Annotated in this window: 19 protein-coding genes; 16 read left to right on the top strand and 3 right to left on the bottom strand. The window is 70.4% G+C overall.

What is annotated here, in order from left to right; genetic code table 11:
* Nucleotides 1–2 precede the first annotated feature (2 nt).
* Nucleotides 3–2606 (bottom strand): M16 family metallopeptidase, encoded by a 2604-nt coding sequence (locus JYK02_RS16460; RefSeq protein ID WP_207052180.1) that lies wholly within the window; start codon nucleotides 2604–2606, stop codon nucleotides 3–5.
* Nucleotides 2607–2801: 195 nt separating this feature from the next.
* Here JYK02_RS16460 and JYK02_RS16455 point away from each other — a divergent pair, with 195 nt between their 5' ends.
* Genes JYK02_RS16455 through JYK02_RS16440 form a run of 4 tightly spaced genes read left to right on the top strand, consistent with a single transcriptional unit; the run spans nucleotide 2802 to nucleotide 8984 of the window.
* Nucleotides 2802–5345 carry a plectin 1 isoform 8 gene (locus JYK02_RS16455; protein ID WP_207052178.1) on the top strand — a complete coding sequence of 848 codons (2544 nt, stop codon included), beginning with the start codon at nucleotides 2802–2804 and terminating at the stop codon, nucleotides 5343–5345.
* Between the two features lie 13 nt (nucleotides 5346–5358).
* Nucleotides 5359–6564: a radical SAM family heme chaperone HemW gene (gene hemW / locus JYK02_RS16450; protein ID WP_207052176.1), complete on the top strand. Its 1206-nt coding sequence runs from the start codon at nucleotides 5359–5361 to the stop codon at nucleotides 6562–6564.
* A 30-nt stretch (nucleotides 6565–6594) separates the two neighbouring features.
* Entirely contained in the window at nucleotides 6595–7413 is an 819-nt protein-coding gene (locus tag JYK02_RS16445) for a hypothetical protein (protein WP_242588999.1), read from the top strand.
* 14 nt (nucleotides 7414–7427) lie between these two features.
* Nucleotides 7428–8984, top strand: a complete 1557-nt coding sequence (locus JYK02_RS16440) for a DUF4388 domain-containing protein (protein ID WP_207052171.1) — start codon at nucleotides 7428–7430, stop codon at nucleotides 8982–8984.
* Between the two features lie 30 nt (nucleotides 8985–9014).
* Here the strand turns inward: JYK02_RS16440 and JYK02_RS16435 are convergent, their stop codons facing one another.
* Nucleotides 9015–9689, bottom strand: coding sequence for a hypothetical protein (locus JYK02_RS16435; RefSeq protein ID WP_207052169.1), 675 nt, complete (start codon nucleotides 9687–9689; stop codon nucleotides 9015–9017).
* A gap of 226 nt (nucleotides 9690–9915) precedes the next feature.
* Between JYK02_RS16435 and JYK02_RS16430 the strand changes: the two genes are divergently transcribed.
* The 6 genes from JYK02_RS16430 to JYK02_RS16405 are packed head-to-tail and all read left to right on the top strand — an operon-like array spanning nucleotide 9916 to nucleotide 14629.
* On the top strand, nucleotides 9916–10695 hold the full coding sequence (locus JYK02_RS16430; protein WP_207052167.1) for a TadE/TadG family type IV pilus assembly protein: 780 nt from the start codon (nucleotides 9916–9918) through the stop codon (nucleotides 10693–10695).
* Nucleotides 10692–12230, top strand: a complete 1539-nt coding sequence (locus tag JYK02_RS16425) for a hypothetical protein (RefSeq protein WP_347402506.1) — start codon at nucleotides 10692–10694, stop codon at nucleotides 12228–12230. Before JYK02_RS16430 ends, JYK02_RS16425 begins: the two co-directional genes overlap by 4 nt.
* Entirely contained in the window at nucleotides 12227–13312 is a 1086-nt protein-coding gene (locus JYK02_RS16420) for a hypothetical protein (protein ID WP_207052162.1), read from the top strand. Before JYK02_RS16425 ends, JYK02_RS16420 begins: the two co-directional genes overlap by 4 nt.
* Nucleotides 13306–14172: a hypothetical protein gene (locus JYK02_RS16415; RefSeq protein ID WP_207052160.1), complete on the top strand. Its 867-nt coding sequence runs from the start codon at nucleotides 13306–13308 to the stop codon at nucleotides 14170–14172. The genes JYK02_RS16420 and JYK02_RS16415 overlap by 7 nt, the downstream gene beginning before the upstream one ends.
* Nucleotides 14173–14198: 26 nt before the next feature.
* Complete coding sequence (locus JYK02_RS16410; RefSeq protein ID WP_207052158.1) at nucleotides 14199–14447, top strand: hypothetical protein; 249 nt, start codon at nucleotides 14199–14201, stop codon at nucleotides 14445–14447.
* Nucleotides 14444–14629 (top strand): hypothetical protein, encoded by a 186-nt coding sequence (locus tag JYK02_RS16405; RefSeq protein WP_207052156.1) that lies wholly within the window; start codon nucleotides 14444–14446, stop codon nucleotides 14627–14629. Before JYK02_RS16410 ends, JYK02_RS16405 begins: the two co-directional genes overlap by 4 nt.
* 30 nt (nucleotides 14630–14659) lie before the next feature.
* Here JYK02_RS16405 and JYK02_RS16400 read toward each other — a convergent pair whose 3' ends face one another.
* Nucleotides 14660–15859, bottom strand: a complete 1200-nt coding sequence (locus JYK02_RS16400) for an ABC transporter substrate-binding protein (protein WP_207052154.1) — start codon at nucleotides 15857–15859, stop codon at nucleotides 14660–14662.
* Between the two features lie 158 nt (nucleotides 15860–16017).
* On the opposite strand from JYK02_RS16400, the gene JYK02_RS16395 reads away from it, so the two are divergent.
* The 6 genes from JYK02_RS16395 to sufU are packed head-to-tail and all read left to right on the top strand — an operon-like array spanning nucleotide 16018 to nucleotide 21721.
* Nucleotides 16018–16515 carry an SUF system Fe-S cluster assembly regulator gene (locus JYK02_RS16395; protein ID WP_207052152.1) on the top strand — a complete coding sequence of 166 codons (498 nt, stop codon included), beginning with the start codon at nucleotides 16018–16020 and terminating at the stop codon, nucleotides 16513–16515.
* Nucleotides 16512–17951 (top strand): Fe-S cluster assembly protein SufB, encoded by a 1440-nt coding sequence (sufB, locus tag JYK02_RS16390; protein ID WP_207052150.1) that lies wholly within the window; start codon nucleotides 16512–16514, stop codon nucleotides 17949–17951. The genes JYK02_RS16395 and sufB overlap by 4 nt, the downstream gene beginning before the upstream one ends.
* Entirely contained in the window at nucleotides 17951–18739 is a 789-nt protein-coding gene (gene sufC / locus JYK02_RS16385) for a Fe-S cluster assembly ATPase SufC (protein ID WP_207052148.1), read from the top strand. The genes sufB and sufC overlap by 1 nt, the downstream gene beginning before the upstream one ends.
* A complete protein-coding gene (gene sufD, locus JYK02_RS16380) occupies nucleotides 18736–20046 on the top strand; it encodes a Fe-S cluster assembly protein SufD (RefSeq protein ID WP_207052147.1) in 1311 nt (436 codons plus the stop codon). Before sufC ends, sufD begins: the two co-directional genes overlap by 4 nt.
* Complete coding sequence (locus JYK02_RS16375; RefSeq protein WP_207052145.1) at nucleotides 20043–21272, top strand: cysteine desulfurase; 1230 nt, start codon at nucleotides 20043–20045, stop codon at nucleotides 21270–21272. Before sufD ends, JYK02_RS16375 begins: the two co-directional genes overlap by 4 nt.
* The gene (gene sufU / locus JYK02_RS16370; RefSeq protein ID WP_207052143.1) at nucleotides 21269–21721 is read left to right on the top strand and encodes a Fe-S cluster assembly sulfur transfer protein SufU; all 453 of its coding nucleotides are present in this window, start codon (nucleotides 21269–21271) and stop codon (nucleotides 21719–21721) included. The genes JYK02_RS16375 and sufU overlap by 4 nt, the downstream gene beginning before the upstream one ends.
* Nucleotides 21722–21724 lie beyond the last annotated feature (3 nt).

Genomic DNA, 21724 nt, shown 5'->3' with positions numbered 1-21724 from the left:
CTTTACGGCCCGACGACGGCCGTGGCCATGCGGTCGAAGTCGATGACCCGGCGGGCCACCTCCTGCACGTCCGCCGACGTCACCTTCGCCACGCGCTCGGAGTAGTGCAGGAAGTTGTCCAGCCCGATGCCGTAGCAGGTGTCCATCGCCAGCAGCATCGCGCGGGCGCTGTTGCGCTGCAGGTCGATTTCATACGCGCCGATGATGTGCTGCTTGGCGCGCTCCAGCTCCGCCTCGGGGATGGGCTCGTCACGGATGCGCTGCAGCTCGCGGCGCATGCCCTCCACCGCCGCGTCCACCTTCTCCGGGCTGGTGCCCATGTAGACGGCGAAGTAGCCGGGATCCAACCCGTCCATGGAGAAGCTGCTCACGCTGTAGGCCATGGAGCGCTTGTCGCGCAGCTCGATGAAGAGCCGCCCGCCCTGGCCCGACAGCACCGTGGACAGCACGTCCAGCACCACGCGCCACGGGTCGGTCATCCGCGCCGCCTGGAAGCCCATCACCAGGTGCGTCTGCGCGCGCGCCAGCACCTTCTTCTCCGTGCGAGGAGCGGACGGCGGCGCCTCCACCTTCACCTGCTTCGGGGCCACCGCGCCGCCGCGCGACTTGCCGAAGTACTCGTTCGCCAGCGCCCGCACCTGGGCCACGTCCACGTCGCCCACCACGCTGAGCGTCATCTGCGACGGGTCCATGTGCGCGCGGTGGTACGCGCGCAGCTGCTCGGGCCCCAGCGCCTCCACGGAGGCCTTCTCGCCCGCGAGCGACAGCCGGTACGGGTGCTCCTGGTAGAGCGTGCGCGAGAACAGCTCGAACGCCAGGCTGGACGGCTTGTCCTCTCGGGTGAGGATGTCCTGGAGCAGCAGGGAGCGCTCGCGCGCCACCTCCTCCTCGCGGAAGGCCGGGTTGAGCATCACGTCCGCGAACAGCCGGAAGCCGGGCTCGAAGTAGCGCGACAGGAAGTCCGCCTTCAGGCTCACGGAGTTGCGGCCGCCCTGGGCGTTGATGTTGCCCGCGTACAGGTCCGCCAGGTGCGAGATGTCATCCGCGCTGAGCGTCGAGGTGCCCTTGGTGAGGCTGCGGCTGAGCAGCGTGGTGATGCCGTTGTCCTCGGGCGTCTCGTAGCGGGCGCCGCCCAGGAACGCCGCGCGCATGGAGAACAGCGGCACGTGCGGCTCCACGCGGATGATGAGCGTCGCGCCGGAGGCCAGCTTCTCCTGCACCACCTCCGAGCGCGCGGACGCGATGGCGCTGCGGGCCGGACGCGGCGCGCCTTCCGGAGGCGGCTGCCGGGCGGCGCGCTCCGGGGGCGTGAGGCCGGGGCTCTTCGCCGCTTCATCCAGCGCGGCGTGCACGTGCGCCTCCGTCAGCTCCGCGGCGGGCGGCACCAGCGCGGTGACGACGGCGTGCTCCAACCGCAGGTACTTCTGGGCCACGCGGCGCAGGTCCTCCGGCTTCAGGTTGCGGATGTCCTCCAGGTAGCGGGCCTCGGACTCCAGGCCGCCGGGGGACGTCTGGTACGAGCCCAGGTTGCGCGCGGTGCCCTGCACCGTCTCCTTGCGGTAGACGGCCTCCGCCTCCACTCCGGCCTGCACGATGCGCAGCTCGTCCAGGGGCACGTCCGTGGTGCGCAGCGCCTCCAGCACGCGCGCCGTCTGCGTGAGCGCCTTCTGCGCCTGCGCGGGCGGCAGCGTCAGCGACACGGAGAAGATGCCCGGGTCCTTGGGCGTGTACGCGGACGCGTGCACGTCGTTGACCAGGTGCTGGCGGCGCTTCACCTCGCGCACCAGCCATGAGGAATTGCCCTGGCCGGCAATCATCGCCAGCACGTCCAGCGCGGGCACGTCCGGGTGCTCCAGCTCCGGGATGGCGAAGGCCAGGTGCACGTAGGCCTCCTTCACGTCCTCCGTCTGGATGAGCACGCGGCGGCCCGTGGGCGCGGCGTCGCGCGGGCGCTGCACCGCGCCCGCGTACGGCCGGCCCCAGTCACCGCCGAAGATTTCGTCCACCCACTGGCGCAGCTCCGCCTCGTTCAGGTCGCCCGCGACGGCCAGCACCAGGTTCTTCGGCGTGTAGTGCCGGTGGTAGAACTCCAGCACCTTCTCGCGGGTGAAGCTGCGCACGCTCTCCTCGGTGCCGATGACGGGCAGCCGGTAGGGGTGCGTCTGGAACGCGGCGGTGAACAGCCCGCGGGACGCGCGGCGCGACGGGGAGTCGTAGCTGCGCTTGATCTCCTCGCACACCACCTCGATTTCGCGCGCCAGCTCGTCCTTGTCGAACGCGGAGCGGCGCACCGCGTCCCCCAGGATGTCCAGGCCCGTGCGGGCGAACTGGCTGGCGATGACGATGTGGTAGACGGTCTGGTCGAAGGACGTCCAGGCGTTGATTTCGCCGCCGTGCGCCTCGATGTCGCGGGCAATCTCACCCGGGCCCCGGCGCTCCGTGCCCTTGAAGAGCATGTGCTCGTGCAGGTGGGCGAGTCCCGCCTGGTCCGGCCTTTCGTCCGCGCTGCCGGCCTTGACCCAGACCTGGAAGGCCGCGACCTTGGCGGCGTGCTGCTCTTCGAAGACGACGGTGAGCCCGTTGGGCAGGGTGTAGCGGATGGCCATAGAGGTGGTCCGAAGCTGTCAGCCCTCTCCAAGGGAGGCAAGGCGAGGTGTGATGTTTGCTCCATTGGCTAACGTCCCACCCCTCCCACGTCGAGCGGACCGTGCCGCCTGTCTCCCACCAGGCAGGCGAAGCGGCGCGGTCCCCATCGCGTAACTGGTGGAAAGCCCCCGTGGCCGGTAACCTGGGACGCGCACATGCCGTCTCCCCCGGACGAGGCGGATCCGCTCGCGGACCTGAAGGAACTGCTGGATGACGGCGACGCCCCCATGGCGGCGCCCGCCCCAGCGCTCACCAGGCCCCTGACGGTTCCGAAGCCTCCCCCCTCCGCGCCTCCCCCCCTGCCGCCCCGACGGCCCGCCGCAGGCTTGCCCGCTGACCCGGCCACCCGGCCCGCCGCCGCTCCGGCCGCCCGGGTGCCCACGACCCCCGCGCCCATCGCCGGGGGCGGGTTGCCCACGACCACGCCGCCCTCCCCGGCGGCCGCGGCGCGCAGCCCTGGCAAGGGGGACCCCTTCGCGGAGCCCGCCGAGCCCCGGCTGCCCATGGGCGGCTCCCCCGAGGACAAGCTGGAGTTCTTCCGGGGCATCCTGAAGCAGAAGACGGAGACCCTGGCCCGGGCGCGCGCGCTGTACGCCGAGCGCGAGGGCGAGGTGACGCAGCTGAAGGCCGCGCTGGAGAAGGCGCGCAAGGAAGGCGGCGGCGTCGCGGGTGCTCCGGCGCGGTCGCCGCAGGACGAGCAGCGCCTGCAGCTGGCCCAGGCGAAGGTCTCCTCGCTGGAGGCGGAGCTCGCCGCGTCGGAAGCGGACCGCAAGGACCTCTCCCGCGCGCTGGCGGAGGTGGAGTCGGAGATCCCCCGGCTGACGGAGGAGCTCCAGGCCGAGCGCGAGTCGCGCGGCGCGATGGCGGAGGAGCTGGTCGGCGCGAAGGAGGCGCTGGGGCTCGCGCAGGACCGCGTGGCGGAGCTGGCCTCCGGCAAGTCGGAGGCGCAGGGCGCGCTGGAGGCGGTCCAGGAGCAGTACCAGTCGGTGCTCGCGGACGTGGAGCGGCTGACCGCCGAGCGCGACGCCCAGGCGCTGAACATCAGCCAACTGGAGACGGCGCTCGCGGAGGCCAAGGGCGCGATGGGCGCCCTGGAGAGCGAGAGCGACTGGTCGCGCAGCTCGCTGGAGGAGGCGCACGCCCACGCGAAGGTGATGGAGGGCGAGCGGGACGCCGCGCGCCGCCAGCTCGCGGTGGTGGAGGACGGGCTCAAGACGCTCCAGACGCAGGTGACGGAGCTGGAGCGCACGCTCGCGCTGAAGGACGCGGACGCGGTGGGCCTGCGCGCCGCGCTCACCGCGCGCACGGCGGAGGCCGCGGAGCTGCCCGCGCTCCGAAGCGCCCTGGAGGCGCGCGCCGCGGAGGCCGTCCGGACGCAGTCCCGCGTGCGCGAGCTGGAGGCGGAGGTCGCCCAGGCGCGTGAAGCCGCGCGCGCCGAGGTCGAGGCGGCGGAAGTCCGCGCACGCATGGCCGAGTCCGAGCTGGCCTCGCTGCGCGAGGTGCTGGAGGCCGCGGAGGTCGAGCAGGTCTCGCTGCGCGACCGGATGGAGTCGGACGCGGCGGCGCTCGGCGAGGCGGTGCAGGAGGCCGAGGGCCGGGTGCACGCGGCCGAGGCGAAGGTGGCGGCGCTGGAGGCCCAGCTGGCGGAGCTCACCGCCCAGTCCACGGCCACGCAGGCCGAGCGGGAAGCCCACCAGGAGCAGCTCGCCGCGGTGGAGCGCAAGCTCGCCACCACGCAGGCGGAGCGCGTGGGCTACTCCGCGCGCGTGTCCATGCTGGAGACGGCCGCGGGCCAGCGCGAGGCGGAGCTGCAGCGCCAGCAGGCCCTGGTCGCCAAGGCCCAGGAGGAGCTGGCGCTGGAGCGCGCCCGCCGCGAGGCGGTGGAAGCCGAGGCCGCGGACGTGCGGTTGGCCATCGCCGAGGCCGAAGGCCGCGCCGAGGCGCTGAGCTCCGGACATGAGGGGCAGCGCGAGGAGCTGGCCGCCCTCAACGAGCAACTGGAAGCCGCCCGCGCGGAAGCGGACAAGGTGGACCGGCTCCAGCAGCGCGTGAAGATGGTGGAGGGCGCACTGGAGGCCTCCGAGGCCAAGCGGCGCACCGCCGAGGCCCAGGCGGCCCGCGTGAAGGACCTGGACGCCGCGAAGGCCGCGCTCGAAGCGAAGCTCGCCTCGGAGCAGGGCGCGAAGGCCCTGCTGGAAGCGAAGCTCGAGGAGGCCCGCGCCTCGTTCGAAGCGGAGCAGTCCGAGCGGGCCGCGCTGGAGGCGAAGCTCTCTCAGTCCGACGTCACGCTCCTGGAGGAGCAGGGCGTGAAGGCGGCGCTGGAGGCGCAGCTGGAGGAGGCCCGCAACGCGCTCGAAGTAGAGCAGGCGGAGCGGGCCGCGCTGCAGGCGAGAGCCGGCGGAGCAGGCGCGCAGCCCGGCGGCGCGGAGACGGCCGCGTTGGAGGCGAAGCTCGCCCAGGCGCAGGCCTCGCTCAAGGCGGAGCAGGCGGCCCGTCAGGCGCTGGAAGCGAAGCTCGCGGCGGCCCCTGCCTCGGGCGCGGGTGCATCCGCCGACGTGGTCGCCGAGCGCGACCAGCTCAAGGCGGACGTGGCCTCCATGAAGCGCAAGCTGATGGCGGCCGAGGCAGCGCTCGAATCGGCTGCCAGCACCAAGGCGAAGGTGGCGCGGCTGGAAGCGCAATTGAAGGCCCTGAAGTAGAGGTTGGACCTCCATGTCCTTCGCCGCGCCCACGGACCCATTGACGGGCATGCAGGCGGCCCGCTTCGGGCTCTACCTGCACTTCCCGTACTGCCTGGCCAAGTGCCCCTACTGCGACTTCGCGGTGGCGGTCGCGCGCCAGGTGCCGGAGGAGCGCTACGCCAACGCCGTGCTGGCGGAGCTGGACGCGCGCCTCGCCGCGGATCCGGCACTGCGCACGAAGCCCCTGGAGTCCCTCTTTCTGGGCGGCGGCACCCCGTCGCTGTGGCACCCCCGCTACGTGGCGCGGGTGCTGGAGGGCATCGCCGCGCGCATGTCGCTGGCTCCCAACCTGGAGGTCTCGCTGGAGGGCAACCCGGAGCGCGCGGACGCGGAGCGCTTCGCCGGCTACCGCGCCGCGGGCATCAACCGCCTGTCCCTGGGCGTGCAGTCCTTCCAGCCGGAAACGCTCAAGGCCCTGGGCCGCGCGCACGACGCCGCCATGGTGGACGGCGCGGTGGCGGCGGCGCGCAAGGCGGGCTTCCCCGTGGTGGCGCTGGACTTCATCTACGGCGTGCACGGCCAGACGCTGGCGCAGGTGGAGGCGGACGCGCGCCGCGCGGTGACGCTGGAGCCCGAGCACCTGTCCACCTACGCGCTCACCGTGGAGCGCGAGGTATTGGCGGAGTCCACGCCGCTGTCCAAGCAACTGGACCGGGGCGAGCTCTCCCTGCCGGAGGATGACGAAGTGGTAGCCATGGCCCGCGTCGTGCGCGACGTGTACGGCGCCCACGGCCTCACCCGCTACGAAGTGTCCAACCACGCGCGCGAAGGCCTCAGCTCCCGGCACAACGCGCTGTACTGGACCGGCGGCGAGTACCTGGCGCTGGGCGTGGGCGCCACCGGCATGCTGCTGTCCCCTACGGCCCACCGCTACGTGAACCTCCGCGGCCCGGAGGCGTACCTGCGCACGGTGGAGGAGGGGAGGCTCCCGGAGGCCAGCCGCGAGGACCTGGGCCCCGAGGAGCTCTTCGCCGAGCGGCTGAGCATGGGCCTGCGCCTGGTGTCGGGGGTGGACTGGGAGGCCGTCTGTGAGCGATACGGCCAGCCGGTGGAGCCCCGGCGCGCGGAGGTGGAGCGGCTGGTGGCCCATGGCTTCGCCACACGTCACGGCCGCAGGCTGGCCCTGACGGAGCGAGGGGCGGACGTGCACAGCGCCATCTGCGCGCGGCTGCTGTAGGCGACTTCGGAGAAGGACGATTCGACCGTGCTGACCAAGTGGTTCATGTGGATGGGCCTCACGATGCTGACGGGCAGCCCGCTGCTGTCCCTCGCCATCCTGGCCGTGCTGCTGTTCGCCGCGGACCGCTTCACGCTCCAGGTGTTCCCCAGCCCCATGCGCGCCTTCAAGCGCTGGCAGCGCGCGGGCGAGCTCGCGGGCACCATCCTCACCAACACCCACGACCGCCGCGCCCGCGCGGAGCTGGCCGACATCCGCCTGGGCCAGAAGCGCTACCAGGAGGCCGTGGACCTCCTGCGCCCCAACCTGGACGCGGGCGACGACGACGTGGACACCCTCTACCTGCTGGGCGTGGCCTACCTGGGCGCGGGCGATGCCCCCCGTGGAGAGCTGCTGCTCACCGAGGCCGAGCGCCTGGACGCCGACTACAAGCAGGGCTCCATCGACCTGGAGCGCGGCCGCTTCCGCCTCCAGCGCGGCGAGCTGAAGGGCGCGCGCGAGGCCCTGGAGCGCTTCCTCCAGGTGCGCCAGGGCTCCGTGGAGGGACGCGTCCTCCTGTCGCGCACGCTGGACAAGCTGGGGCTCGACATCGAGGCGAAGGAGGCCCGCGACGCCGCCTGGCGCGAGTACGCCATCGCCCCCCGCTTCCAGCAGCGCCGCGACCGCTGGTGGGCCTACCGGGCCCGCCCGTCCCGCCCGCTCACGTACGCCGCCGTGGCCCTGCTCTTCATGGGCGTGGGGGCGTACCTGACCCGGTACCTGCCCACGCACGACATCTCCAACCGCTACGGCGCCTACGCCGACGAGCCCTACGCCGCGGACGACATGGGCGGCGACGACGCGGAGTAGTAGGCTTTCCGCGCATGTTCCCCCCGCCGTCCCAGGTGCTGCGCCAGCGCGAGGGCATGCTGGCGGACACGCCCTTCCCGTTGCTGCTGCATGCGCTGATGGTGGAGGAGCGCACCTGCACGCTGGAACTCAAGGTGCGCCAGCGCGAGAAGCGCATCACCTTCGAGGACGGCGCGCCGGTGGCGTGCAACTCCAACCTCCTGCACGAGACGCTGGGCAAGTACCTCGTGGAGAAGGGCCGCCTGTCGGAAGCCGACTACCAGAAGGCCCTGGCGGAGAGCGTGTCCTCGGGCCTGCAACTGGGCGCGCTGCTCGTGCAGAAGGGGCTCATCAGCCCCTTCGACCTCTACAAGCAGCTCCAGGCGAACCTGGCGCACAAGCTGCTGGACTGCTTCCGCTGGACGGACGCGAAGTACCGCCTCATCGCGGACGTGGAGAGCCCTGACGCCACGGTGCGCGCCAACACCGCGCAGCTCATCCTCACCGGCGTCTCCACGCAGCTGCCCTTCGACACCGTCGCCACGCACTTCACCTTCACCGACGAGCGCCGCTTCGGACAGATGCCCGGCGTGGAGTCCGCGCCCAAGCTGTCCTCCAAGGATGCGCGCCTGTTCCAGGCCCTGCGCCAGCGGCCCACCTTCAACGAGCTGCTGGAGCGCACCGGCTTCGACATGGACGCCGTGCTGCGCCGGCTCTACGCGCTGTGCCTCCTGGGCGTCGCGGGCTTCGTGGAGGACGTGGACGCGCGCACCGAGGAGCTGGCCCGCAAGGCCCCCGCCGTCCCCATCCCGGCGCACGCGCCGGAGCCCGTCATCACGCCGGTGCCCGTGCCGGCCCAGGCGCCGTCCGGCACGCCCTTCTCTGACGAGGACGAGGCCGCGCGCAACGCGCTGGTGGGCGCGTTCCTCAACCACCGCAGCCAGGATCCGTTCGCGCTCCTGGACGTGCCGGAGGACGTGCAGCCGGTGGCGCTGCGCAAGGCGTTCCTCGCCGCCGCGGACCGCTTCTCCCCGCTGCGCTTCCACACCGCGGAGCTGAAGGAGAAGGCGGAAGGGATGCTCGCCGCGTACGCGCGGGCGTACGGCGCGCTGTCGGAGCCGGAGCAGAACACGCTGTGGAAGAAGCGCCGGCAGGCCGCGCGGGAGAAGGCGCGCAACAACACCGGCCGGCCCTCCACCGCGGAGCAGTTCCGCATCCGCACGGACCTGCTGGACGCCACCACCCAGTTCGACGAGGGCAAGCGGCGCCTGGAGGCGCGCAACTTCGCGGGCGCCTTCGAGTACTTCGAGTACGCCTGCGACATCGACCCCCGGCCCCTGCACCAGGTCCACCGTGCCTGGGCGCGCTACCTCATGAAGCCGGAGGCGCACGGCCGGCTGGTGCTCCAGGAGCTCCAGGAGCTGGTGCGCCAGGAGCCCGGCCTGGAGGAGGGCTGGGCCTTCCTGGGCGACGTGGCCCGCGGCGAGGGCCAGTGGGCGCTCGCGGAGGACGCCCTTCGCAAGGCCTTCAAGCTCAACCCCCAGCAGCGCCGCTACGTGGCGCTCATCCAGGAGATCGCCCGGCGGAGGTGAGCCCGCCGGACGAAGGGCCGCGGCGCGGGGCTACAGGCCCTGCAGGGTGGCGCGGTCGGCGGCGGACAGCCCCTCGCCCTGGGACACGTGGTGGACCACGCTCTGGACCCGAGCGGCCTTCTCACGCGTGAGCTGCTTGCCCGCCAGCAGCGCGAACATGTCCTGGAAGTCCTTCTGCTGCACGGAGGGCCCCAGCACGTACCGGTCGCCCAGGCCCGTCGTGGAGCGGTCCTGGTTGGCGCAGTAGGCGAACATCGGGGCGAAGTAGCGCTCACCCGGCGGCACCTCGATGGTGATCGTCTGCACGATGATGCCGTTCTGCACGTCGTCGTTGGTCGACACGAGGACGAGCCCCGGCGGCAGCGTCACGTTGATGGGCCCGTTCGTGGTGTTCTTGAAGATGAGGCACACCCGCACCTCCTCGCCCGTGCCCTTGGCCTCGTCCGAGTACTTGTCGTCGCAGTCCACCGGGTTCTCCGGCGAGTACGCGATGATGGGGGTCTCCAGCGTCACCCCCGCCGGCAGCGTGAAGGGCTGACCCGTCGGGTCCTCCTTCGAAAAGCCCAGGCCCGGGCCCAGGGACTTGCTGGTGTTGGTGCCGCCCCCCCCATCCGGCTTGCCGTCCCCGTCGCCGTCGTCACTGCAGGCCGCCAGCACCGCCACCGCCAGCACTACGCCCATTCGCTTCGCCACATGCCAGTTCATGTGATTCGTCTCCCTGTGCTCAACGCGAAGGGCGTGCCAACCATGGCCTACGCACAGCGTCAAGCACCCTGGGCTCCGGCCGGCCCGATAATGTCCGCAAGCCTGGAGGCCGGGCCTGCATTCCCGGCCACTTGGCCGATTCCCGGGGAACCCCCGGGCGGTATGGTAACAGCACAACGGGTCGGGAAGACTCCCACCCTGGGGTATTTCAGTACAGGGGCGAGGCATGCGGCGCAGCGACGAGTCAGGCCAGGCGGCGGTGGAGACGGCCATCGTGTTGCCCCTGTTCGTGTTCATGCTGATGGGCATCCTGCAACTGGGGCTGATGCACCAGGCGCGGCTGCTCACGAAGTACGCGGCCTACAAGGCCGTGCGCGCGGGCTCGCTGCACAACGCGGACATCCCCACCATGGAGAAGGCCGCCCTCGCGGTGCTGCTGCCCATGGTGAGCACCGCCGCCAGCGGGGGCGCGGAGATCATCAAGCCCATCACCAGCGCCAGCGACTTCAAGTCCAAGTTCCAGGGCGGCGACATCGGCAAGAACGAGATGGGCGACGCCGACGGCCTGAAGTTCGCGGAGGTCACCATCTGCGGCCCCATCAAGGGGAACATGGGCTCCGGCTCCCACGGCAACAAGGAGATGGACTTCGATGATCCGAAGGTCGCCTCCGGAGACCAGGGCTGGGCGGACAGCCTGCGCACCAAGCTGAGCGTCCAGGTGACGTTCAACTACCGCCTGCCCATCCCGTTCGCGGACGTCGTCATCTACAACATCGCGCGCGGCCGGGACCTGCCGTACGTGCTGCGCCTGGGCAAGGACTCGGACCGCGACGAGTTCATCGTCAACAAGATGTCCAAGTACGACGCCGCCGCGAACAAGAAGCTCTACATCCTGCCCATCCGCGCCACCTACATCATGCGGATGCACTCCAACCTCTACCTCACCCAGAAGGAACTTCCGGAGAAGAACAAATGCATCTTCCCGTTCGAACCGTTCAAAGAGTGAGGTCCGCCTCCCGGCCCAAGCGCCGCCACCGGGGCCAGGCCCTGGTGCTCGCGTGTCTGTCGTTCCTCCTGCTCGCGCTGATGTCGACGCTGAGCTTCAACCTGAGCCACGCCCTGCGGGAGAAGATGAGCCTGCAGCAGCACAGCGACGCGCTCGCCTACTCCATGGGCGTCGTGGAGGCGCGCGCGCTCAACTACTACGCGGCCAGCAACCGGGCCATCGCGTCCAGCTACGTGGGCATGACGTCCGCGCACGGCTACATGGCCGCCGCCAGCGCCACGGGCGACATGATGCGCGCCGGCATGATGAGCTTCTTCCTCGTCGCGGCCCTGGAGGTGGCGCAGTGCCCGCCCTACAACTTCCAGCACTGCTTCGACGCGCTGGAAGCGGTGATGATCGCCATGGACTACAGCTCCAAGGCGAGCGACTACGACTCCAAGGTCAAGGACGTGGAGGAGAAGTTCAACAAGGTCATCCAGGATTTGAACAAGATGGCCAACGACATCCATGAGTCGCAGAAGTCCGCCCACAACAAGGCGCGCAACGCCGTGCGCAGCGGGCAGTCCGCGAGCCTGTCGCAGCTGACCGACTGGAACGTCCCCGGCGCCAGCGCGCTCAACTCGTCCGTGGGCGGGCTCAACGCGGAGGAGTTCGACTGCGCGGTGGACGGCATGAACTGCTCGCGCTCCGGCTCCAGCAACAAGGCGCGCGCCCAGGTGATGACGGAGATCTCCAACGCCTCGCGTCCCGGCTGGGCCGCCAACCGCAGCCTGCCCGTCATCATGAACGGGCTGCCCACCTACTTCAAAAGCGACTTCATCAAGGACCTGCTCAAGGACATCCCCCAGGAGGGCACGCACATGGTCGTGGGGCACCAGGGCACGGCCAAGGTCGCCCAGACCAAGAGCAACATCCACGGCCCCGGCCAGGTCACCGGCAACGAGGGCAAGGTCGTCGTCGCGGACGAGCACGGCACGCTCATCTCGCAGTGGCGCCACGGCTTCGGCGTGGGCACGTACAAGGCCCTGGTGGAGAGCAGTGAGAACGGCGGCAGCCACGAGCCCTCCGGTGCGCACTCCGGCCAGCACGACGAGTTCAAGGGCATCAACACCAAGGACCTGATGTCCTGCTCGAGCACCGGCAACTGCTTCATGAAGTTCCGCGCCGACGACAGCCCCGACACGGACTGGGGCCAGCCGCACGTCTACAGCTACGTCACCAAGCAGTTCTTCGTGGGGGACCCCAAGAAGGCGCCCTGGGAGCTCAACGCCAGCGGCTCCTTCACGCTCACGCACGGCGCCCAGGGCGACGGGCAGCTGCAGCTCGCGCCCGGCGAGGGCGCGGCGCTCTCCAAGGCGCTGGTCTACTACCACCGCCTGGGCCCCAACGGCTGGAAGGAGGCCCCGGGCCTCTTCAACCCCTACTGGCGCGTGAAGCTGCACCCGTTCACGGCCCAGGAGGCCGCGAAGGTGCTCAACCGCGCCGGCAACGGCGACGCCGCGCAGCTCGCCGGCGCCAAGGACCTGGCCCTGTGAGCGCTCCTCTCCTGACCGCCCGCCGCCGCGTCCGGGGCGCCGCCTCCGTGGAGATGGCGCTCTCGATGATCGCCCTCATCCCCATCTTCATGTACGCGCTCTTCCTGGATGACCTCCTGCGCTACTCGCTGGATGCCCAGGAGGCCGCGGTGACGACCATCTGGGACTTCACCACGCAGGACTACACCAAGGGGCTCAAGCAGAGCGGCGGCGGCGGCACCGGCCCCCAGGGCGGCAGCTCCAACGTCCAGCACAACGCGCGCCTCACCTACTGCGACCACGAGTCCGGCATCGACCGGCCGGACGTCATGTCCGGCAGCAACTACGCGGACTGCGAGGACCTGGACCACCACCTGGCGGTCGTCGCCCACGTGTGCTGGATGAACGACAAGGCCAAGCAGGTGACGTGCGAGGCGCCGGACACCGGCGCGGCGTCCCTGGGCGGCCTGGCCGGCCAGTACCAGGGCCAGTTCACCAACGGCGGCTACATCGAGTGCTCCGCCCGCGCGGTGGTGGAGAACTACCTGTTGCCCGAGCAGTTCCTGCCGGAGTTCAGCAAGAAGGAGCTGACCAAGAAGAACTGGAAGGGCGAGGGGAACGTCCACGTGAATGCCCAGGCAGGCAAGGAGGGCGAGATGAGCAAGGGCGGCAATGCGTACTTCCTCAAGGAACAGCGCATGAGCATCATCACCGACACCTGGGCGCTCACCGAGGACGCGGACATCTCCCCGTCGGACTCCAGCGGTGAGTTCTACGAGCGCGTGGACTACGTGTACTCGAACGTCAGCAGTGCCTGGGCCATGAAGGGCAGCATGCAGGAGTTCCGCAGCGCGCTGACGGACGAGCTGCTGGACGGCACCATGCTCTACATGTTCGAGGACTCGCCCAACAACCCGTACGTCTCCATCCACCCGCACCTGGCCAACATGCAGACCCCGGCCAACACCGTGGACCAGGAGGGCAGCACCCGCTACTTCAACCAGGAGTGGCGTGACTGGGACAACGACAAGAACCAGGACACGTACAAGCACGGGCAGCGGGGCGAGTGGTACATGGGGTGCAAGGATCCGGAGTCGTGCTGAAGCAGCTGTCCGCGCATCCTGCCTTCCGCACCGCGGCGGTGCTGGGGGCGGTGGCGGTGGTGGGCCTCCTCCTGGGCGTGGGCCTGGAGGAGGTGCGCTACGGCGGCGCCCGCTCGGAGCTGGAGCGGGCGGAGGCCGCCGCGGACGAGCTGGACCAGGAGGCCGCGGCGCAGAGCGGCCCCACGCGCTCCAAGCGCGACGAGGCCATCCTGGCGCGCACGCTGTCGTACTTCCCGCCCTATCCCAACGGCGGCCGTCCGGAGGCGCTGGCCGCGGACTACCTGGGCGCGGACACCCCCATCGCGGTGGCGTGGTTCTCCACGCAGGACTCGTCGGACCAGGTGCTGCAGCACTACCGCAAGTTCCTCCTGGATGAGGGCCTGCCCGTCGTGGGCGTGCGCTTCAACGACAACGCCGGCTACGTGGGCTACTGGGTCTCCAAGGACGACGAGGTGCGGCTGATGTCCACGCTGCACCAGGGCGGTGAGACGCTCGTCTTCGTCTCCTCGGCGCGCATGCGCAACTACCTGGAGCGCGCCGGCCGGGTGCCCTCGGGCATCCCGGTGCCCCGGGGCCTGCAGGACGTGGCGTCCCTGTCGCTGCGCATGGAAGGCGCCACCAACATCACCGTGTCGGGCCGGGTGCCCGGCACCACGCTCCCCGAGGCGGAGCAGGCCTATCTCGCGCAGCTGCGCGACCAGGGCTGGAGCGTGACGGAGGCCCGTCAGGAGGGCTTCCAGGAGACCCAGTTGAGCCTGACGCGCACGGGGCTGCGCGGCGAGGCCACGTTGAGGCAACCTGCCGCGCAGCAGTCGGTGGACTTCCACCTGTCCCTGATGCGGGCCCAGGCCGCGCCGTGAAATGGGCGCGGGGAGAGCAACGAGCGATGAAGCGTTTCAAGAACCCGGTCCTGGCCCTGTCCCTGAGCGTGGGCGCGCTGCTGTGGGCCCCTCAGTCCTTCGCGGCCGCCAGCTGCGAGCGCCGCTGCGCGGAGGACAAGGTGAACTTCGAGAAGATCTGCAAGGAGAAGGCGAAGAACGCGCAGTCCTACTGCACCAAGGTCGCCGGCCAGGCGAAGGACAAGTGCGTGGACCAGTGCCGCAACGGCAAGAAGAAGGGCGGCGGCGCCCCATGAAGACGCGCACCAGCCTGAAGCAGGCCCTCCAGCGCGGGCAGGCCATGTCGGAGTACGGCGTCATCACGGCGGCCTTCTTCGGCTTCACCGTGCTGAGCTGGCCGTTCCTCGTCCAGCTGCTGCGGGCCCTCAGCACCTACTTCCAGTCCATCTACTACGTCATCCAGTCGCCCATCCCCTGACGTCGGGGACGGGCGGCCGGGCCGGCGCGGCTACGGCTTCACGGTGGTGACGAACACCGCCTTGCCGCCCTCCACCTTCATCACCACGGCCTGCTTCACCGCGTCGCGGTTGGCGTCCAGGTTGATGGTGCCCGCCACGCCCGGGAAGTCCTTCGTGGCCGCGATGGCGTCGCGGATGGCGGGCCCCGAGGTGTCCGGCGCGCGCTTCATCGCGTCCACCAGCAGGCGCCCGGCGTCGTACGCCAGCACCGCCACGCTGTCCGGCACGCTGCCGTAGGCGGCCTTGTACTTCTTGAGGAAGTTCTGCACGACGGGGTCCGGGTTGTCCGGCGAGTAGTGGTTGGAGAAGTAGCTGCCCTCCAGCGCGGAGCCGCCCAGCTCGTACAGCTTGTCGGAGTCCCAGCCGTCCCCGCCCAAGAGCGGCACGCGCAGGCCGACCTCACGGGCCTGCCGCGCGATGATGCCCACGTCCGTGTAGTAGCCCGGCACGAACACCGCCTGCGGCTTCATGTTCTTGATGGACGTCAGCTGCGCGCGGAAGTCCGTGTCGCCCTTGGAGTAGCTCTCGTTGCCGACGATGGTGCCGCCGAACTCCTTGAACTTCTGGTTGAAGACGTCCGCCAGGCCCACGGAGAAGGCGCTCTTGTTGTCGGTGAGCACCGCGACCTTGTCGAGCTTGAGGTTCTCCCGCGCGAACTTCGCCATCACCAGGCCCTGGAACGGGTCGATGAAGCAGACGCGGAAGATGTAGTCGCCCTTCTTCGTCACCTCCGGGCTGGTGGAGGTGGGGGTGATCATGGGCACCTTCGCCGCCTGCGCCTTGTCCGCCATGGCCATGGACACGGACGACGCGGCCTCACCCAGCAGCGCCACCACCTTGTCCTGCGCGATGAGCCGCGTGGCGGCCTGGGCGCCTTCCTCCGGACGGCCCTGGCTGTCGTAGACGCGCACCACCAGCTTCTGGCCGCGCACGCCGCCCGCGGCGTTGGCCTCCTGCAGCGCCAGGTCGATGCCGTTGCGCGCGGAGATGCCGAAGGTGGCCTCGGAGCCGGTGAGGCTGCCCACCTCGCCAATGAGAATGCTGCCCTCCGGCGGGGGGCCCGGCGGGGCCGTGGTGGCGCTGCCGCCCTGCGTGGCGGGCGCGGGCGCGGGGGCCGGGGCGGACTTCTTCTCACAACCCACCAGGGCCAGGGCCAGCGCGGTGAGCAGGAGGGGGAGGGGACGGCGCATCGGTAGGGCTCCTCGGAGGGGAGACGGACACGAAAAGCGGACGGCCCCACCCTAGCTCGTCACGCCCCGATTTGAATGTGGACTGCGGTGGTCCAGATTACATAAGAGGCCGTCGCGGGCATCGGGCCCGCGGACAGCCCCGAGGAGACACCCCCCACATGCTCCGGATGAGCAAGATGACCGACTACGGCATCGTGCTGATGGCCGAGCTGGCACGCGCGGACGGGGAAACCCGTACCACGCGAGAGCTGGCGGCGCGCACGCATGTCGCCCTTCCGTCCGCGAGCAAGGTCCTCAAGGGCCTCCTGCAGGCGGGGCTGGTGGTGTCGCACCGGGGGGCGAACGGCGGCTACGGCCTGTCGCGTCCGGCGGAGGCCATCTCGCTGGCGGAGCTGGTGTCCGCGCTGGAGGGGCCGGTGTCCCTCACGGAGTGCGGCCAGCACCAGGGCAAGCCCGCCGGCCCCTGTGAGCTGGAGGCCGTCTGCCAGGTGCGCGGCCACTGGCGCCTCATCAATCAAGCCATCCAGGAAGCGCTGGGGAAGCTGACGCTCGCGGACCTGCGCGCGCCCGCGCCCCGCATGCCGGAGCGGCTGGTGGGCCTGGGCCTGCCGACGTCCGCGGCCCTTCCTCCTTCCGTCACGGGAGTCCGTTCATGAGCAGCACCGAGACCATCCAGGAGCTGACCCGCAAGGGCTACCAGGCGGGCTTCGTCACCCAGGTGGAGGCGGACACGCTGCCCCCCGGGCTGGACGAGGACGTCATCCGCGTGCTGTCGGCGAAGAAGAACGAGCCGGCCTTCATGCTGGAGTGGCGCCTGAAGGCGTACCGCCACTGGCTCACGCTGAAGGAGCCGACGTGGCAGGCGGTGAAGTACCACCCCATCGACTACCAGGCCATCCGCTACTACTCGGCGCCGAAGCAGAAGCCGAAGAAGGACAGCCTGTCGGAGGTGGACCCGGAAATCCTCCGCACCTACGAGAAGCTGGGCATCCCGCTGGAGGAGCAGAAGCGCCTGCAGAACGTCGCGGTGGACGCCGTCTTCGACTCCGTGTCGGTGGCCACCACGTTCCGGGAGAAGCTCTACAAGGCGGGCGTCATCTTCTGCTCGTTCTCCGAAGCCGTGCGCGAGCACCCGGAGCTGGTGGAGCGCTACCTGGGCACGGTGGTGCCCTTCTCCGACAACTTCTTCGCGGCGCTCAACTCCGCGGTCTTCAGCGACGGTTCGTTCTGCTACGTGCCCAAGGGCGTGAAGTGCCCCATGGAGCTGTCCACGTACTTCCGCATCAACGCGGCGGACACGGGCCAGTTCGAGCGCACGCTGCTCATCGCGGACGAAGGGGCCTCCGTCAGCTACCTGGAGGGCTGCACCGCGCCCATGCGCGACACCAACCAGCTGCACGCGGCGGTGGTGGAGTTGGTGGCGATGGACGGCGCGTCCATCAAGTACAGCACGGTGCAGAACTGGTACCCGGGCGACGCCGAAGGCAAGGGCGGCATCTACAACTTCGTCACCAAGCGCGGCATCGCGCACCAGCGCGCCAAGATTTCGTGGACGCAGGTGGAGACGGGCTCGGCCATCACCTGGAAGTACCCCAGCGTCATCCTCAAGGGGGATGACTCGGTGGGCGAGTTCTACTCGGTGGCGCTCACCAACCACCGGCAGCAGGCGGACACGGGCACGAAGATGGTGCACATCGGGAAGAACACCCGGTCCACCATCGTGTCCAAGGGCATCTCCGCCGGCCGCGGGCAGAACACGTACCGGGGCCAGGTGAAGATGCTCAAGAGCGCGGCGAACGCACGCAACTACACGCAGTGCGATTCGCTCCTGCTGGGCGACGAGTGCGGCGCCCACACGCTGCCGTACATCGAGGTGAAGAACGCGACCGCGCAGGTGGAGCATGAGGCGTCCACGTCGAAGATTGGCGAGGACCAGCTCTTCTACTGCCGGCAGCGCGGCATCTCGCAGGAGGATGCGGTGTCGATGATCGTGAACGGCTTCTGCCGTCAGGTCTTCAAGGAACTGCCCATGGAGTTCGCCGTGGAGGCGCAGAAGCTCCTGGGCGTGAGTCTGGAAGGGAGCGTCGGGTGATGGCGTCGTTGTTGAGCATCCAGGACCTGCACGCCCGCGTGGGCGGCAAGGACATCCTCAAGGGCATCCACCTGGAGGTTGGCGCCGGCGAGGTGCACGCCATCATGGGGCCCAACGGCTCCGGCAAGAGCACGCTCGCGAGCGTGCTGGCGGGGCGTGAGACGTATGAAGTGACGAAGGGCTCCGTGCTGTTCGACGGCAAGGACCTGCTCGGCACGCCGCCGGAGGAGCGCGCGAAGGCGGGCGTGTTCCTGGGGTTCCAGTACCCGGTGGAGATTCCCGGCGTGGGCAACCTGCACTTCCTGCGCACGGCGCTCAACGCGCAGCGCCGCGCGAAGGGCGAGGAAGAGCTGGACGCGATGGACTTCCTCCAACTGGCCAAGGAGAAGGCGAAGCTCGTGCAGTTGGACGCGGCGTTCATGAACCGCTCCGTGAACGAGGGCTTCTCCGGCGGAGAGAAGAAGCGCAACGAGATCTTCCAGATGGCGGTGCTCCAGCCCCGGCTGGCGCTGCTGGACGAGACGGACTCGGGCCTGGACATCGACGCCCTGCGCATCGTCGCGGGCGGCGTGAACGCGCTGCGCGCGAAGGACCGCGCCATGGTCGTGATCACCCACTACCAGCGGCTCTTGGACTACATCGTGCCGGACCACGTGCACGTGATGGCGGCGGGCCGCATCGTGCGCTCGGGCGGGCGCGAGCTGGCGCTGGAGCTGGAGGAGAAGGGCTACGGCTGGATTGGCGGGGAGGGCGCCGCCGCCGGCAAGGCGAAGGAGGCCCGGCCATGAGCGCGGCCCACTACGCCGACGTGGCCCGGGCCTTCCAGGCGCGCGGGGACGCCCCGGCGTGGCTCCAGGCCATTCGTGAAGAGGGCCTGAGCCAGTTCCAGGCGCGCGGCCTGCCCACCTCCAAGGACGAGGAGTGGAAGTACACGCCCGTGGCCACGCTGTCGTCGCATCCGTTCCAGCCCGCGCGGGACGTGTCCGCGGGCGAGGACGTGGCGCAGGCGGTGGCGCGGCTGGCGCTGCCCGGTCCCCGGCTGGTGTTCGTGGATGGGCGCTTCGTGCCGGCGCTGTCGGTGTTGTCCGGCCTGCCTCGCGGCGTGGTGCTCAAGCCGCTGTCGCAGGCGCTGCGCGAGGACGGGGCGCTGCTCCAGGAGACGCTGGGCCAGCTCTCGCGGCCGTCGGCGCATGCCTTCACGTCGCTCAACGCGGCGCTGCTGGAGGAGGGCGCGCTGCTCACGCTCGCGCCCCGGGCCTTGAGCGAGGTGCCGGTGCAGCTGCTGTTCCTCGCGCGCGGTGGCGACGGGCCGGTGCTGGCCAGCCCGCGCATCGTCGTGGTGGCGGGCGAGGGCAGCGAGGCCACGCTGGTGGAGACGTACGCGGGCCTGGGCTCGGGCGCGACGTTCACCAACGCGGTGACGGAGGTGTCGCTGGGGGACAACGCCAGCCTGCGCCACTTCAAGCTCCAGGCGGAAGGGGACACCGCGCTGCACCTGGGCGGGCTGTACTCGCGGCAGGGGCGCGACAGCCGCTTCCAGTCGCATGCGTTCTCGTTCGGCGGGGCGCTGGCTCGCAACGAAGTGCACGCGGCCTTCGCGGGCGAGGGTGGCGAGTGCGTGCTCAACGGCCTGTTCGTGGGCCGGGGCACGCAGCATCTGGACAACCGCACGGACCTGGACCACGCGGTGCCGCACTGCTCCAGCCGCGAGCTCTACAAGGGCGTGCTGGACGACCGCGCGCGCGGCACCTTCCACGGGAAGATCCGCGTGCGCGAGGACGCGCAGAAGACGGACGCCAGCCAGCAGAGCCGCAACCTGCTGCTGTCCGAGGGCGCGCAGGTGGATGCGCGGCCCCAGTTGGAGATCTTCGCGGACGACGTGAAGTGCGCGCACGGCACGGCGGTGGGCCGGCTGGATGACAACGCGCTGTTCTACCTGCGCTCGCGCGGCATCCCGAAGGTGGAAGCGGAGCGGATGCTGACGCAGGCGTTCGCGAGCGAGCTGGTGCGCGCGGTGCCGGAGGGTCCGGTGCGGGCGCGCGTGGAAGCGCTCCTCGCGGAAAAGCTGCCGGGTTCGGCGGAGGTGATGGGATGAGTGGGCCTGGATTCGACCTCGCGCGGGTGCGCGCGGACTTCCCCATCCTGCGGCAGGAGGTGCGGGGCCGGCCGCTGGTGTACCTGGACAGCGCCGCCACAGGGCAGAAACCGCAGGCGGTGCTGGACGCCATCACGCGCTACTACACGCACGACAACGCCAACGTGCACCGCGGCGTGCACATCCTCTCCGAGCGCGCCACGCAGGCCTTCGAGGACGCGCGCGAGACGGTGCGCCGCTTCATCCACGCGAAGGACGTGCGCGAGGTCATCTTCGTGCGCGGCACCACGGAGGCCATCAACCTGGTGGCCGCCACCTACGGCCGCAAGCACGTGGGCCCTGGCGACGAGGTGCTCATCTCCGCCATGGAGCACCACTCCAACATCGTGCCCTGGCAGATGGTGTGCGACGCGGCGGGCGCGAAGCTGCGCGTGATTCCCGTGGACGAGCAGGGCGCGCTGCGCATGGACGCCGTGGACGCGCTGCTCACGGAGAAGACGCGCCTTCTGGCCATCACCCACGTGTCCAACGCGCTGGGCTCCGTGAACCCCATCAAGGAACTGGTGGCCAAGGCGCACGCGAAGAACATCCCGGTGCTGGTGGACGGGGCGCAGTCGGTGACGCACTTCCCGGTGGACGTGCAGGACCTGGGCTGTGACTTCTACGCCTTCAGCGGCCACAAGCTCTTCGGGCCCACGGGCATCGGCGTGCTGTACGGCAAGCTCTCCATGCTGGAGTCGCTGCCGCCGTACCAGGGCGGCGGGGACATGATCCTCTCCGTGACCATGGAGAAGACCGTCTACAACCGCGTGCCGCACCGCTTCGAGGCGGGCACGCCGGACATGGCGGGCGCGGTGGGGCTGGCCGCGGCCATCCGCTACCTGGAGGCCGTGGGCATGCAGAACGTGTCCCAGCACGACCAGTGGTTGCTCGCGTACGCGACGGAGGCGCTCCAGTCCATTCCGGGGCTGAAGCTGGTGGGCACGGCGCCGCACAAGACGGGCGTGCTGTCCTTCACGCTGGAGGACGTCCACCCCCACGACGTGGGCACCATCCTGGACCAGGAGGGCGTCTGCATCCGCACCGGGCACCACTGCGCCCAGCCGCTGATGCAGCGCTTCGGCGTGGCGGCCACGGCGCGCGCGTCGCTGGCGCTCTACAACACGCGCGAGGACGTGGACGCGCTGGTGAAGGGCCTGCAGAAGGTGAAGGAGGTGTTCGCGTGAGTTCCGACCTCAAGGACCTCTACCAGGAGGTGGTGCTGGAGCACTCCAAGCGCCCGCGCAACTTCCGGGTGGTGGAGGGCGCCACCTGCGCGGCGGAGGGCTACAACCCGCTGTGCGGCGACCAGCTCTCCGTGACGCTCAAGCTGGAGGACGGCGTCATCCGCGACATCGGCTTCCAGGGCCAGGGCTGCGCCATCTCCAAGGCGTCCGCGTCGCTGATGACGGGCGCGGTGAAGGACAAGACGCGCGAGGAGGCCGAGTCCCTCTTCGAGCGCGTGCACACGCTGGTGACCGAAGGCCCGGACAAGGTGGACGTGGAGTCGCTGGGCAAGCTCGCGGTGCTGTCGGGCGTGAGCGAGTTCCCGGCCCGGGTGAAGTGCGCGAGCCTGGCGTGGCACACGCTGCACGCGGCGCTGGATGGCCGCACCACGTCGGTGTCGACGGAGTAGGGA

Origin of the sequence: Corallococcus macrosporus, from assembly GCF_017302985.1 — a bacterium.
GTDB lineage: Bacteria > Myxococcota > Myxococcia > Myxococcales > Myxococcaceae > Corallococcus > Corallococcus macrosporus_A.
This window is presented reverse-complemented; position numbering and strand designations above follow the sequence as displayed.